The organism is Pantoea sp. C1E2 (genome assembly GCF_056491465.1).
Genome location: NZ_JBSZHT010000002.1, coordinates 3581400 through 3596625 on the forward strand (window position 1 = coordinate 3581400; position 15226 = coordinate 3596625).

Here is a 15226-nt window from a genome sequence, read left to right on the forward strand (position 1 = left end):
GGCTGTATATTAACGATTAAATAAGCCTTCGACATAATTAATAACCAAAATGACTAAGTGGTTTTTCGGGTAATTGTAATCGGCAAAAGTGGTAAATAAAGGCACGGTTATTCAATCAGTTAATTAAGCCTTTCAGGCCATAGAGAGCGCAAAATGCCCTTTTCATCGTAAGCGGGTGCGAAAAATCTGTGATTCAGGTAGAATTCGGCGGTTTTTAAGTCTGAGAGCCATTATGTCTACCACGCTGTTTAAAGAGTTCCAGTTCGAATCTGCTCACCGCCTGCCGCATGTGCCTGAAGGGCATAAGTGTGGTCGTCTGCACGGCCATTCGTTTTTGGTTCGATTAGAAATTACCGGTGAAGTGGATGCGCATACCGGTTGGGTAATGGATTTTGCCGAACTGAAGGCGGCGTTTATGCCGATTTATGATCGTCTCGATCATCACTATCTGAATGATATTCCAGGCCTGGAAAATCCGACCAGTGAAGTGCTGGCAAAATGGATTTGGGATCAGATGAAGCCGATCCTGCCAGAACTGAGCGCAGTGATGATCAAAGAAACCTGTACCGCAGGTTGTACTTATAAAGGTTAATCACTGTTGACGGGCTGCCGCAGTGCAGCCTGACTTTCAGCTATACGCTTCTTTACGTTCACTTCATCTCCCTGTCATCCGCCCCCTCTACGTTGTTGTCTCCTTCATTAAAGATCAAGAGAATCAACAATGAACTTCTTTAAACGCCTTTCTGTTATCGCTTTGCTGGTTTCCGCCTCTGCCACCGTTCAGGCGCAAAACGTACTGGATTTTCCGCAGCCAGAAAATGTCCCGGATGAGTTCTATGCCGTGACTGAAATTCCCGCTGGCGGCATGATCAAATATGAAACCGACGCGAAAACCGGTTTTATCGTCGCTGACCGTTTCCAGTCGATGCCGGTTGCCTACCCGGCTAACTATGGTTCACTGACTCAGTCTCTGGGTGGTGATAAGGATCCGCTGGACGTGATCTTCTACACCCGCGCGCCACTACAACCGGGGACGCTGATCAAACTGCGTCCGATCGGCGTACTGAAAATGATCGATGGCGGCGAAGTGGACGACAAGATTGTTGCGGTTCCGACCAGCAAAATCGACCCGACTTACGATGACATTAAAGAGATGAGCGATCTGCCAAAAATGGAGCAGGAGCGTCTGCAGGCGTTCTTCCGCGTGTATAAGCAGTTGCCAGATGGCCGTAAGAAAGTCGAACTGAATGGTTTTGAAGATGCGGCGAAAGCCAAAACTGAGATCAAACAGGCCTTCGACGCTTATAAAGCCAAGCAGTAAAACAGATGGCTGGACCGGTGCGGTCATGGGCAAGGTCGCCATGAATGGCGACCCTACGGTGCCTGTGCAATTTTTTGTAGGGTGCGCATTGATGCGCACCGAATTAATCAGGCAATATTCAAATACTTATGCGTCTGCATCGAAAGACGCCAGTTACGCGCAATGCAGGTATCAATGCACAGTTTGGTGGCCGCATCGCCACGACTGATCGGTTGCAGCGCCACGATGCGCTTCTTGTCATCGTGCAAGCCTGCCAGTAACACATCCAACGCTTCGACATCACGCTCACGTGCCACAGGATGTTTAATCTCATCCGCACGCTGCAACGCCTGCGGCAACACGTCATAACCGCCGCGCATATTCACCTTCGGTGAAACCGTCACCCAGGTGGCGTCAGAACAGTGCACTTCATGGGTACCGCTGGTCTCAATCTGGCACTCAAAACCGGCCACTTCCAGCGCCTCAGTCAATGGACGCAAATCAAAAATAGCCGGTTCACCGCCAGTGATCACCACATGGCGCGCGGTCCAGCCCTGACGTTGAATGGTCTCGATCAGCATTGCCGCATCGGCACTGCCCCAGGCGTCACTCTCCACGGTTTTCACCAAAATATCGCCCAGCGAAGTCTCCCGATCGGCCAGCTTTTCCCAGGTATGCTTGGTATCACACCAGCTACAGCCCACTGGACATCCCTGTAAGCGGATGAACAGCGCCGGAACACCGGTGTAAAAACCTTCACCCTGCAGGGTCTGGAACATTTCGTTAATCGGGTAGAACATTTTTCACTCACGTCTAAATTTCGAGGCGGGGATTATGGCAGATTTTCGCGGTGCGTTCACAGCTGCTTCGTGTCAAAAAAACAAAAGCCCCGCACGAGGCGGGGCTTTATCAGCGATGATGCGGCCCCTGAGGCCACATCAACAGACCATTACTGGCCTTTAACTTCTTTCAGACCGTTGAACGGGGCTTTGTCGCCCAGCGCTTCTTCGATACGAATCAGTTGGTTGTACTTAGCTACGCGATCAGAACGGCTCATTGAACCGGTTTTGATCTGGCCCGCTGCAGTACCTACCGCCAGGTCAGCGATGGTAGCATCTTCGGTTTCACCTGAACGGTGTGAGATCACCGCAGTGTAGCCCGCGTCTTTTGCCATCTTGATTGCAGCCAGGGTTTCGGTCAGAGAACCGATCTGGTTGAATTTGATCAGGATGGAGTTAGCGATGCCTTTATCGATACCTTCTTTCAGGATCTTGGTGTTGGTGACGAACAGGTCGTCACCTACCAGCTGAATTTTGTCGCCCAGAACTTTAGTCTGGTAAGCGAAGCCCGCCCAGTCAGACTCATCAAGACCATCTTCGATAGAAACGATTGGGTACTGTTTGGTCAGATCTTCCAGGAAGTGGGTGAACTCTTCAGAGGTGAACGCTTTGTTGCCTTCGCCAGCCAGCACATATTTGCCGTCTTTATAGAATTCAGAAGCCGCACAGTCCATCGCCAGGGTGATGTCTTTGCCCAGCTCGTAACCTGCTGCTTTTACCGCTTCAGCGATAACAGCCAGTGCTTCAGCGTTAGAACCCAGGTTTGGCGCGTAGCCACCTTCGTCACCTACCGCAGTGCTCATGCCTTTGGCTTTCAGAACTTTTGCCAGGTTGTGGAAAACTTCAGAACCCATACGGATGGCTTCTTTCACGTTTTTCGCGCCCACAGGCTGAATCATGAATTCCTGGATGTCGACGTTGTTGTCGGCGTGCTCACCACCGTTGATGATGTTCATCATTGGCAGTGGCATAGAGTATTTGCCTGGGGTGCCGTTCAGTTCAGCGATGTGCGCGTACAGTGGCAGGCCTTTAGAAGCCGCAGCCGCTTTAGCTGCTGCCAGAGAAACCGCCAGAATGGCGTTAGCGCCGAAGTTGGATTTGTTCTCAGTACCGTCCAGCTCGATCATGATCTTATCGATGTTCGCCTGGTCTTTGGCATCTTTACCGGTTACCGCACCAGCGATAGGACCGTTAACAGCTGCAACCGCTTTGGTTACACCTTTGCCCAGGAAACGAGATTTGTCACCGTCACGCAGCTCCAGTGCTTCGCGAGAACCGGTTGAAGCACCTGATGGCGCTGCAGCCAGACCAACGAAACCGCCTTCCAGATGCACTTCTGCTTCTACAGTCGGGTTGCCACGGGAGTCGATGATTTCGCGACCGATGACTTTTACGATTTTGGACATTCGATTTTCCTCAGTACAAGTTAGTCAATCCTAAGACAAACAACGCGCGAAAAGTTCGCGCGCTGTTCGTTAAACTCTTACTTCGCTAACCGCTTCTGGTGCTCCTGCGCGGCTTTTACAAAGCCAGCGAACAGCGGATGACCATCACGCGGGGTCGACGTGAATTCCGGGTGGAACTGACAAGCTACAAACCACGGATGGTTCGGGAGTTCGATGATCTCCACCAGCTGGTCGTCGCCGGAACGGCCCGCAATATGCAGACCCGCCGCTTCAATCGGCTTCAACAGCAGATTGTTCACTTCATAACGATGGCGGTGACGTTCAGTAATCACGTCAGTACCGTACAGCTGGCGCACCTTGCTTTCCGGCGTCAGCTGGCACTGCTGGCTACCCAGACGCATGGTGCCGCCCAGATCGCTCTGCTCTGTACGCTGCTCAACGTTACCTTCTTCATCACGCCATTCAGTGATCAGTGCAACCACTGGGTACTTACAGTCTGGCACAAATTCCGTTGAGTTGGCGTCAGCCATCCCAGCCACGTTGCGCGCGAATTCCATCAGCGCAATCTGCATACCGAGGCAGATACCCAGGTAAGGGATATTGTTCTCACGTGCATACTGCGCGGTGAGCATTTTGCCTTCCACACCACGGTAGCCGAAGCCACCAGGGATCAGGATAGCATCCAGATCTTTCAGAATTTCGACACCGCGAGATTCCACATCCTGCGAGTCGATCAGCTTGATATTCACGGTCACACGATTTTTCAGGCCACCGTGCTTCAACGCTTCAATCACCGATTTGTACGCATCAGGCAGCTCGACATATTTGCCGACCATACCGATAGTCACTTCGCCGCCCGGATTGGCTTCTTCGTAAATCACCTGTTCCCATTCGGCCAGGTTCGCTTCCGGTGCGCTCAGATTGAAACGCTTGCAGATATAGTCATCCAGGCCCTGTGATTTCAACATGCCAGGAATCTTGTAGATGGAATCCACATCTTTCAGGGAAATAACCGCTTTTTCCGGCACGTTACAGAACAGCGCGATCTTCGCACGTTCGTTAGCCGGCACGGCACGGTCAGAACGGCAAATCAGCACATCTGGCTGGATACCGATCGACAACAGCTCTTTCACTGAATGCTGGGTTGGCTTGGTTTTCACTTCGCCTGCAGCCGCCATATACGGCACCAGCGTCAGGTGCATATACATGGTGTGTTCACGGCCCACATCGACAGCCATCTGGCGAATCGCTTCGAGGAACGGCAGGGATTCGATATCACCTACAGTACCGCCGATTTCCACCAGCACGACATCATGACCTTCGCCGCCTTCAATAATGCGTTCTTTGATGGCGTTGGTGATGTGTGGGATGACCTGAATCGTGGCACCCAGATAGTCACCGCGACGCTCTTTGCGCAGCACTTCTGAGTAGATACGACCGGTCGTAAAGTTGTTGCGGCGCGACATTTTGGTACGGATGAAGCGCTCGTAGTGACCCAAGTCCAGATCGGTTTCGGCCCCATCATCGGTAACAAACACTTCACCGTGCTGCGTTGGGCTCATGGTACCCGGATCGACGTTGATATACGGATCGAGTTTCATGATGGTCACATTCAGACCACGTGCTTCAAGAATGGCTGCGAGGGAGGCTGCGGCAATGCCTTTGCCCAGAGAGGATACGACCCCGCCGGTCACAAAAATATAATTCGTTGTCATGCTGAACCTGAGAGTTTAGGTTTAAAGACGGTGGAATAACCAAGACGGGAAAATAGTATACCCGAAGTCGTCTTAAGCCACAATTGATGAATCACACCATCCCCCACGCATTGTTGCCGATAACATAGCGGATAGGTGGGGTTGAAATGTTGACGTGCGTCACAAAGTTGCCGCTTGGCTGAATCGAGTAAGCGCAAGCGGACAAATTATGCACAACGCAGGAATAATCGGCAATTTATGGAATAATCGCTGAGTCTTTGTTCTCACTGACTTTCACCTGCTGCCAGGCGGCTTCCATTTGATCCAGGGTGGCATCGGTCATCGCCAGTCCCTGATCCGTGATGATCTTTTCAACCTGACGGAAACGGCGCTCAAATTTGTCGTTGGCTTTCTGCAAGGCGATTTCGGCTTTGCTACCAAGATGACGAGAAAGGTTGACGGTGGCGAACAGCAGATCGCCAATCTCCTCTTCCAGCTTGTCGTTATCGACCACCGCCTGCTGCGCTTCGTGCATCACTTCATCGATCTCTTCATGCACTTTGTCGAGCACCGGCCCGAGGTTATTCCAGTCGAATCCCACCGTGCTACAGCGCTTCTGAATTTTGTGCGCGCGCATCAGTGCAGGCAAAGCTTTAGGTATGTCATCCAACGCTGAGTGCTGTGACTTCTCGGCACGCTCGCTGTGTTTGATCGCTTCCCAGTTTTTCAGTACTTCCTGCGTGGTCTCAGCCTGCACATCTCCGAAGATGTGCGGATGGCGGCGCTCAAGTTTGTCGCTGATGGCGTTGCAAATATCATCGAAGTTAAAACGCTGCTGCTCATCGGCCATCTGCGCGTAAAACACCACCTGGAACAACAGGTCTCCGAGCTCACCGCGTAGATCGTCAAAGTCTTCACGCTGAATGGCATCGATCACTTCGTAAGTTTCTTCCAGCGTGTAAGGCGCGATGGAAGCGAAGGTCTGCTGACGATCCCACGGGCAGCCGCGTTCCGGGTCGCGCAGGGTTTGCATAATGGTGAGCAGGCGATTCAGGGCTGTCATGGGGAAATCCTTAGGAGTTAAAAATGGAAAAGGCCGCCATAAATGGCGACCCTGTGGCGCACCGAAACACTGTAGGGTCGCTATTTATGGCGACCTGAACCTGGCAACGTCAGTTCAAACGGCGCGCGTCGATGATATCCGGCACCTGATTAAGACGCGCCAGCACGCGGCCCAGCACCTGCTGGTTGTAAATTTCGATATCCATATCAATGGTCGCCAGCTGCTTTTTGGTGTCGCTGCGGCTGGAAACCCCAAGCACGTTAACCTTCTCATTCGCCAGAATCGTGGTGATATCGCGCAGTAACCCGCTGCGATCGTTGGCCGTCACGCGCACCACCAGCGAATAACCGCTGGAGTAATCTTCACCCCACACCGCATCGACTATTCGTTCCGGTGCATGAGAGATGAGCTCGCTTAGCTGATCACAATCGGCACGGTGAATAGAAATGCCGCGCCCTTGCGTAATAAAGCCCACGATATCGTCGCCAGGAATCGGCTGGCAGCAGCGTGCGATGTGGTGCAGCAGATTGCCCACGCCTTCCACCACCACACGTCCGCTTTCTTTGCGAGCAGAAGAAGGGTGATGTGATTTCTGTGTCAGTTGACGCAGCGCTTCGCGATCTTCCTCTTCAGCACTCGGCTTGTTGAGCTTGGCCTGCAGGAAGTTAACCATCTGATTGAGGCGAATATCGCCGCCGCCAATCATTGCCAACAGCTCATCCTGCGAGCTGACGTTATAACGCGGCAGCAGAATTTTTTCTGCATCACGGAAACTAATATCCAGCTGGCTCAACTCGCTTTCAAGAATCTGTCGGCCAGCCACAATGTTCTTGTCGCGATCCTGTTTGCGGAACCAGGCGTGAATCTTCGAACGACCACGGCTGGTGGTGATGTAGCCGAGGTTCGGGTTCAGCCAGTCGCGGCTCGGATTCGGCTGCTTCTGGGTGATCACTTCAATCTGATCGCCCATTTGCAACTGATAGGTGAACGGCACGATACGGCCGCTGATCTTGGCACCAATGCAGCGATGGCCAATGTCGCTGTGAATGTGATAAGCGAAGTCGAGTGGCGTTGAACCGGATGGCAGATCGACCACGTCGCCTTTCGGGGTAAACACGTACACCCGATCGTCAAATACCTGGCTGCGCACCTCTTCCAGCATCTCGCCAGAATCGGACATCTCTTCCTGCCAGGTAATCAGCTTACGCAGCCACGCAATGCGTTCTTCGTGCCCTGCGGCACCACGCGCGTTGCTGGAGGTTGGGCCTTCTTTGTACTTCCAGTGCGCGGCAACGCCTAATTCTGCATCTTCATGCATCTGGCGAGTACGAATCTGGATCTCTACCGTCTTGCCCTGCGGACCGAGCACCACGGTGTGAATCGATTGATAACCATTGGGCTTTGGATTGGCAACGTAGTCGTCAAACTCACTGGGAAGATGGCGATACAGCGTGTGCACGGTGCCCAGCGCGCCGTAGCAATCCTGCAAACGTTCTGCGACGATGCGCACCGCACGCACATCGAACAGTTCGTCAAACGCCAGCGACTTTTTCTGCATCTTGCGCCAGATGCTGTAGATATGTTTCGGGCGGCCATACACTTCGGCGCGCACGCCCTCTTTCTGCATCTCCGAGCGCAGATTACTGACGAAGTTATCGATGTAACCTTCGCGGTCAATGCGACGTTCATGCAGCAATTTAGCGATGCGTTTGTATTCATCAGGATGCAGATAGCGGAAGCAGTAATCTTCCAGCTCCCATTTGAGCTGGCCGATCCCCAGACGGTTGGCTAACGGCGCATAGATGTTGGTGCTTTCTTTGGCGGCGAGGACGCGTTCGTCTTCTGGCGCGTCCTTCATTTCACGCAGGTGGGCGATGCGCTCCGCCAGCTTGATGACGACGCAGCGGAAATCTTCCACCATCGCCAACAACATGCGACGTACGTTATCCACCTGCTCGGAAGCCATCGAATCATTGTGGATGGCTTTCAGCTGGCGAATCGCATCCATATCGCGCACGCCGTGCACCAGCGACACAATGCCTTTGCCGAAAGACTCTTCCAGCTCTTCTTCACTGGCCACATCGGCGTTAGCCAGCGGGAACAGCAGAGCAGCGCGCAGGCTGTCGTTATCCATACTGAGCATGGTGAGAATTTCCACCATCTCAATACCGCGCCATAGCAGCAGAGCCTGATCTGGATGGTTGTGCGTTTCGGTTTCACAGTAGCGCCAGGTGTCCGCCAATCGCTGACAGGATTGCGGATTATTGATATTTAAACTGGCGATCCACTGGTCAAGGGCAAACTCCCCTTCCGTATTTAAATGCGCACTTCTAACCGCAACCATATCCTCTCCTGCCATAACGACGAAAACGCCGCTTATGTTTTGCTAAACAGCACCATGGATTCGAGATGACGGGTATGTGGGAACATAACCAGCATCGCGACCCTTTCCAAATGGTAGCCCGCCGACAGTAATGCCTGACTGTCGCGCGCAAGTGTTGTTGGGTTACAGGAAACATAGACCACGCGTTGCGGCGCAAGTTTAACGATATGCGACATCACACCCGCGGCTCCAGCGCGTGCTGGATCCCGTAACACCTTGTTAAATCCCTGTGCTGCCCACGGCTGGTGGGCAACGTCTTCTTCCAGGTTGTGCGGGAAAAAGCGGACATTTTTAAGATTATTCAGCTGAGCATTATACGCTGCCTGTCGGACTAATGCTGCAACACCCTCCACACCCAAAGAAATTTGTACGAACTTTCCTACAGGCTGGCTGATGACCCTGCCGCAAACCCCTCGCGCATCCGAGCGCTTGTGCTCATGCGAAAAACGTTCCAGTTTTGCAAGATCCTTTACAGGCACTGCATCAGGATGACGCAGCGCCAGCGGCGCTCCCTTATCCGCCAGAATAAGAGCGCTGGGCTTCTCAACGTCTGAAAGATATTGAGACAGTGGTGCAACAGCGGTTATCACGCCTCACGTTTGGGCACCAAAATGGGGCGCCATGCCAATTCCACCCCACGGAGTCGCTACATGCTGTTTTGCGGAGTAAAATTGCGCCATAGTGTGAGGAATTGGGTGTGCCGCCGCGCAAGGTGAGTGCACAGGGATAAATGCCAGGAATTGCCAGGCCACAATTATGACCAAATATAGCCTGCGGGCGCGAATGATGATTTTGATACTGGCGCCAACCTTAATGATTGGTCTGTTGCTCAGTACCTTCTTCGTGGTGCACCGCTATAACGAGTTACAGCATCAGGTGCGCGATGCCGGATCGAACATTATCGAACCGCTGGCGGTATCCAGCGAATACGGCATGACCTGGCACAACCGTGATGCGATTCGCGAGCTGGTCAGCCTGCTGCATCGTCGTCATTCCGATATTGTCCGTGCCATTACTATTTTCGACAACAACAATCACATCTACGTCACCTCGAACAACAACCAAAATCTGGCGTTATTGCAGAAAGAAGATATCTCGACGCTGGAAGATGGCGTTTCCGTCGAGCGCCACGGCAATTTGATGGTGCTGCGCACGCCAATCATCTCCGAACGCTATTCGGTGGATGAACTGCCAGGAGAAGATGCCAAGCCGGCCGGCAATCCGCTGGGTTATGTGGCCATTGAACTGGATCTGCAATCAGTACGACTGGAGCAGTACAAAGAGGTGTTTGTGGCCACCTTGCTGCTGCTGTTCTGCTTGTGTATCGCCATGCTGTTTGCCTATCGCCTGATGCGCGATGTCACCGGGCCGATTCGCAATATGGTTTCCACGGTAGACCGCATCCGCCGTGGCCAGCTCGACAGCCGCGTTGATGGCTATATGCTGGGTGAGCTGAGTATTTTGAAAAACGGCATCAACGCCATGGCGATGTCGCTCACCGCTTACCATGAAGAGATGCAGCAGAATATTGATCAGGCCACTTACGATCTGCGTGAAACGCTGGAGCAGTTGGAGATTCAAAACGTCGAACTGGATTTGGCGAAGAAGCGCGCGCAGGAAGCCGCACGTATCAAATCAGAGTTCCTCGCCAATATGTCGCACGAGTTGCGGACACCGCTTAACGGAGTAATTGGCTTTACCCGCCAGATGCTGAAAACCGGGTTAAGCACCAACCAGCGCGATTATATGAGCACCATTGAGCGCTCGGCCAACAACCTGCTGAGCATCATCAACGATGTGCTGGATTTCTCGAAGCTCGAAGCAGGCAAGCTGGTGCTGGAATCGATCCCGTTCCCGCTGCGCGCCACGCTGGATGAAACCCTGGTGCTGCTGGCACCTTCAGCACATGACAAGGGATTAGAGATCACCGTCTGCCTGGAAAAACAGGTGCCGGATAATGTGATTGGTGACCCGCTGCGGTTACAGCAGATCATGATCAATCTGATTGGCAATGCGATTAAGTTTACCGAAACGGGCCATATCGATTTGCGCGTCGAGTTGCGCAGCCTGAGCAATACGCGCGTCGGGCTGGAAATTCAGATTCACGACACCGGCATTGGTATTTCCGAGCAGCAGCAGTCGCAGCTTTTCCAGGCTTTCCGTCAGGCGGATGCGAGTATTTCGCGGCGCCATGGCGGCACCGGATTAGGCCTGGTGATTACGCAAAAACTGGTGTCTGAAATGGGCGGTGAGATTGCCTTCCACAGCCGTCAGAATCAGGGATCCACTTTCTGGGTGCACGTCCATCTCGATCTCAATCCCAACGCGCCACCGATCCCGCGCATGCTGGAAGATCTGCGTGCCACCCCATTAGCCTATATCGAACCGCATGCTGCGGTAGCGAAAGCGGTTCAGGAGATGCTCAGCATCACGCCGCTGCAAGTGCAGCATTTCGCTTCGCTGGAAGAGTTGCCGGATACCCGCTTCCCACTGCTGTTAATGGGATTACCGGTGAGCGATCCGCATCCCGCGACGCTACCGGATGCTTTGATTCAGCGCCTGCGCGCGCATGCCGACTCGGTGCTGCTGGCACTTCCGAGCGAGATGATGCTGTTTGCCGACGATCTGCGCGCGCGGGGCATTGCGGGCTGTATTGCCAAACCGGTTTCACTGACACGCCTGCTGCCGATGCTGCTGGATTTGCACAGTCTGCATAACGATGCCTTACCGCACAGTACCCGCCAGCCGCTGACGGTGATGGCGGTGGATGACAATCCTGCCAATCTGAAATTAATTGGCGCTCTGCTGGAGGAGCAGGTTCAGCACATCATTCTGTGTGATAACGCGGAACAAGCCATCCGACAGGCGCGGTTACATAAGCTGGATGTGATTTTGATGGATATCCAGATGCCGGATATCGATGGCATTCGCGCCAGTGAAATTATCCGCAGCCTGCCGCTGCATGCGAATACACCGATTGTCGCGGTCACCGCACATGCACTGGATGGCGAACGTCAGCAGCTAATTGGCGCCGGAATGAATGATTATCTGGCGAAGCCGATTGATGAAGGCAAATTGAGTCAACTGTTGCAGCGTTATGCTCCGAACCCCACGGCTACAGCGACACTGTTGCCCGATGTTGCGCCGTCGCTCGACTGGACACTGGCGCTGCGCCAGGCCGCCAATAAACCGGATCTGGCGCGCGATCTGCTGCAAATGCTGCTGGATTTCCTGCCGGAAGTGGAAGAGCGCGTGGAGAGTTGCATGGCCAGTAACGATGTTGTTGGCCTGCGCGAGATCATCCATAAGCTGCACGGCAGCGCCAGCTACAGCGGCGTGCCACGATTGAAACAGCTGTGCCAGCAGCTAGAGAAGAGCCTGCATCAGGAGAGCGATATTGAAGCGCTGGAGCCGGAATTGCTTGAATTGAGTGATGAGATGGCGAACGTGGCGCGTGAAGCGCGGAAGGTGTTGGGCGTCATGTGATGGAGTTTACAGACTTGGTGCGGCGCGATTTATCGTGCGTTACCTGAAGCGGCACTGCGCCACATCCGGTTAACACGCGCGATACATCGCGCCGCTACGGTTCGCGCTGGGGGTTACAGTTCTTGCCCTACCTTGATCGTCGCCGCCACATTACGCGCAGTCAGGCGCACGTTTTGTGCCGCATTGGCCAGCGCATCTTCCAGCGAGCCTATGCTAAACAGCACGCTAAACACCGCGTCCAGCCCGTGCTGATGCACCACGCCAACATCTGCGGTTAAACTCCCGGCGATACCAATCACCGGCTTATTGAACTGCTTCGCCACTTTCGCCACGCCAATCGGCACTTTACCGTTAATCGTCTGGCTATCAATGCGCCCTTCGCCGGTGATCACCAGATCGGCATCTTTCACCTGATCGGCTAATCCCAGGGCTTCGGTCACGATCTCAATACCACGACGCAGCTCGGCCTGACAAAACGCATGCAGCGCCGCGCCCATACCACCCGCTGCACCGCCGCCGGCGATGTGCATTACATCGATATCTAAATCGCGATGGATAATCTCAGCGTAATGCGCCAGCGCTTTATCCAGTTGCTTTACCAGCTCCGGCGTGGCCCCTTTTTGTGGGCCAAAGATCGCCGAGGCGCCCTCTTCACCGGTCAGGGGGTTAGTCACATCGCAAGCCACTTCGATGCGGCACTGCTGAATGCGCTTATCCAGCTGGTCGATTTCGATGCGCGCTAACTGGGGTAACGCACCGCCGCCAAAGGCAATCTCATTGCCCTGTTGGTCCAGCAAACGGGCACCCAGCGCCTGCATCATGCCGGATCCACCATCATTGGTGGCGCTGCCGCCAATGCCAATAATGATATGTTCAACACCGCGGTCGAGCGCGTTTTTAATCAGCTCGCCAGTGCCATAAGAGTTGGTGATCAGCGGGTCACGCTGCGCGGCCGGCACCAGTTCCAGACCGCTGGCTGCCGCCATTTCAATAAAGGCGCTGCGCTCATCACCCGATAATCCGTAAAAGGCCTCAACCGGCGCGCCGAGCGGTCCGGTCACGGTTAATCTGACAATACTTCCCTGCGTCGCCGCCACCATGGCTTCTACCGTGCCTTCACCACCGTCGGCGACCGGTATTTTCACGTATTCGGCGTCGGGAAAAATTTCGCTAAATCCCGCTTCAATCGCCGCAGCCACTTCCAGGGCGGACAAACTCTCTTTATATGAATCCGGTGCGATGACAATTTTCATAGGCAATCCGAGCGCGATGGGTGACGGAGTTCCGTCCTGCTAATGCAGTAAGCCGTCCGGCATCCGCAGACGCCGGACAGGCAAACTACCGGGTGATCTCGACCTGAGCTAATTTTTCATAATAGCAAGCCAGCGCACTATGGTCAGATGTGCCCTTGCCGTCGACTTTCAGCGCCTGCATCATTTCCATCACCGCAGCAGTCAGCGGCAGATGCGCGCCAATGCCGTGTGAGGTATCCAGCGCATTCGCCAGGTCTTTGATATGCAGGTCAATACGGAAGCCTGGCTTGAAGTTACGGTCCAGTACCATCGGTGCTTTGGCGTCCAGCACCGTGCTGCCTGCCAGTCCGCCACGAATGGCCTGATATACCAGCTCCGGATTCACGCCCGCTTTGGTTGCCAGCGACAGCGCTTCAGACATCGCCGCGATATTCAGCGCCACAATCACCTGGTTCGCAAGCTTGGTGACGTTGCCTGCACCGATATCACCGGTATGCACCACCGATCCCGCCATGGCTTTCATGATGTCGTAGCACTGATCGAACACCGCTTTATCACCACCGACCATCACGGACAGCGTGCCCTCAATGGCTTTCGGCTCGCCGCCGCTGACCGGCGCATCGAGCATCTTGATACCTTTCTCTGCCAGCGCATCGTGCACTTCACGGCTGGCCAGCGGCGCGATGGAACTCATGTCGATGACGATCAGACCCGGCTTCGCGCCTTCGATAATGCCGTTGGCGCCGAGGCACACTTCCTTCACCTGTGGTGAATTCGGCACCATGGTGATCAGCACATCGACCTGCTCAGCCACCTCTTTTGGCGTTTTCGCCACGGTAGCACCCAGCTCCACCAGTTCGGCTTCATTGCTGACGTTGTGATCGCGAACGACCAGTGAATAACCGGCTTTCACCAGGTTTTTACTCATCGGTTTGCCCATAATACCGAGGCCGATAAATCCAATTTTCATTGCCTTTCCTCTTCGTCAGTTATTTCTTAAATTTGTCGCACAGCGCCTGAGTGGCGTTGCGGAAAACACCGAGATCGCTGCCCACGGCAACGAATGTGGCGCCCCATTCGAGATAACGGCGCGCGTCGGCTTCCACCGGCGCCAGAATCCCGCTCGGCTTGCCCGCCGCTTTGGCACGTTCAAAGATATGTTTGATCACCTTCAGCACTTCAGGATGTGCCGGCTGGCCGAGATAGCCCATCGCCGCCGAGAGATCGCCCGGTCCGACAAAGATGCCGTCGACGCCGTCAACAGCAGCAATCGCATCGATGTTATCCACGGCCTGCTGCGTTTCGATCTGCACCAGCACCGTGATGTTGTCATTGATGGTGGCGTTGTAATCCGGCAGCGTGCCGTACATATTGCTGCGATGCGAAACCGACACGCCGCGAATGCCCGCTGGCGGATAGCGCGTTGAGGCCACGGCGCGAATCGCCTCTTCCTCGGTCTCCACAAACGGCACCAGGAAGTTATAGAAGCCAATATCTAGCAGGCGCTTGATGATGATCGGTTCGTTGCACGGCGGACGCACCACCGGCGCGCTGTGGCTGCCTTTCAGCGCCATCAACTGCGGGATAAAGGTGGTGATGTCGTTCGGCGCATGTTCACCATCCAGTACCAGCCAGTCAAAGCCTGCCAGCCCCAGAACTTCGGTGGAAATCGGGCTGGCAAGCGCACACCAGCTACCAATCAGGGTTTCCCCTGCCTGCAAACGACGACGAAAATGGTTCGGCCAGGCATTGCTCATTGTCTTTACTCCTGTCTGTTACAACAGGCGCCCGCATGGGGCGCC

General features: G+C 54.2%; 11 protein-coding genes and 1 pseudogene. 3 read left to right on the forward strand and 9 right to left on the reverse strand.

Annotated features, from left to right (window positions below; translation table 11 throughout):
- Nucleotides 1–229 precede the first annotated feature (229 nt).
- Entirely contained in the window at nucleotides 230–592 is a 363-nt protein-coding gene (gene queD, locus ACXI0A_RS17135) for a 6-carboxytetrahydropterin synthase QueD (protein WP_176505758.1), read from the forward strand.
- A 129-nt stretch (nucleotides 593–721) separates the two neighbouring features.
- Nucleotides 722–1321 (forward strand): inorganic diphosphatase, encoded by a 600-nt coding sequence (locus ACXI0A_RS17140; protein WP_476147554.1) that lies wholly within the window; start codon nucleotides 722–724, stop codon nucleotides 1319–1321.
- A gap of 107 nt (nucleotides 1322–1428) precedes the next feature.
- On the opposite strand, the gene queE is transcribed toward ACXI0A_RS17140, so the two are convergent.
- From queE to ACXI0A_RS17170, 6 genes and pseudogenes are all read right to left on the reverse strand, one after another.
- Nucleotides 1429–2100: a 7-carboxy-7-deazaguanine synthase QueE gene (queE, locus tag ACXI0A_RS17145; protein WP_224933394.1), complete on the reverse strand. Its 672-nt coding sequence runs from the start codon at nucleotides 2098–2100 to the stop codon at nucleotides 1429–1431.
- A gap of 149 nt (nucleotides 2101–2249) precedes the next feature.
- On the reverse strand, nucleotides 2250–3545 hold the full coding sequence (gene eno / locus ACXI0A_RS17150) for a phosphopyruvate hydratase (RefSeq protein WP_084936397.1): 1296 nt from the start codon (nucleotides 3543–3545) through the stop codon (nucleotides 2250–2252).
- A 77-nt stretch (nucleotides 3546–3622) separates the two neighbouring features.
- Nucleotides 3623–5260 carry a glutamine hydrolyzing CTP synthase gene (gene pyrG / locus ACXI0A_RS17155; protein WP_224933395.1) on the reverse strand — a complete coding sequence of 546 codons (1638 nt, stop codon included), beginning with the start codon at nucleotides 5258–5260 and terminating at the stop codon, nucleotides 3623–3625.
- Nucleotides 5261–5495: 235 nt separating this feature from the next.
- On the reverse strand, nucleotides 5496–6302 hold the full coding sequence (gene mazG, locus ACXI0A_RS17160; protein ID WP_476147552.1) for a nucleoside triphosphate pyrophosphohydrolase: 807 nt from the start codon (nucleotides 6300–6302) through the stop codon (nucleotides 5496–5498).
- Nucleotides 6303–6411: 109 nt separating this feature from the next.
- Complete coding sequence (relA, locus tag ACXI0A_RS17165; protein ID WP_476147550.1) at nucleotides 6412–8646, reverse strand: GTP diphosphokinase; 2235 nt, start codon at nucleotides 8644–8646, stop codon at nucleotides 6412–6414.
- Between the two features lie 32 nt (nucleotides 8647–8678).
- Nucleotides 8679–9215: pseudogene (locus tag ACXI0A_RS17170) on the reverse strand (class I SAM-dependent RNA methyltransferase family protein); the annotation flags it as partial.
- A gap of 226 nt (nucleotides 9216–9441) precedes the next feature.
- On the opposite strand from ACXI0A_RS17170, the gene barA reads away from it, so the two are divergent.
- Complete coding sequence (gene barA / locus ACXI0A_RS17175) at nucleotides 9442–12171, forward strand: two-component sensor histidine kinase BarA (protein ID WP_476147548.1); 2730 nt, start codon at nucleotides 9442–9444, stop codon at nucleotides 12169–12171.
- 113 nt (nucleotides 12172–12284) lie between these two features.
- On the opposite strand, the gene ACXI0A_RS17180 is transcribed toward barA, so the two are convergent.
- From ACXI0A_RS17180 to garL, 3 genes are all read right to left on the reverse strand, one after another.
- Nucleotides 12285–13424 (reverse strand): glycerate kinase, encoded by a 1140-nt coding sequence (locus ACXI0A_RS17180; protein ID WP_476147547.1) that lies wholly within the window; start codon nucleotides 13422–13424, stop codon nucleotides 12285–12287.
- A gap of 85 nt (nucleotides 13425–13509) precedes the next feature.
- Nucleotides 13510–14394 (reverse strand): 2-hydroxy-3-oxopropionate reductase, encoded by an 885-nt coding sequence (gene garR / locus ACXI0A_RS17185; RefSeq protein WP_476147546.1) that lies wholly within the window; start codon nucleotides 14392–14394, stop codon nucleotides 13510–13512.
- Between the two features lie 19 nt (nucleotides 14395–14413).
- Nucleotides 14414–15181: a 2-dehydro-3-deoxyglucarate aldolase gene (garL, locus tag ACXI0A_RS17190; RefSeq protein ID WP_097117971.1), complete on the reverse strand. Its 768-nt coding sequence runs from the start codon at nucleotides 15179–15181 to the stop codon at nucleotides 14414–14416.
- Nucleotides 15182–15226 lie beyond the last annotated feature (45 nt).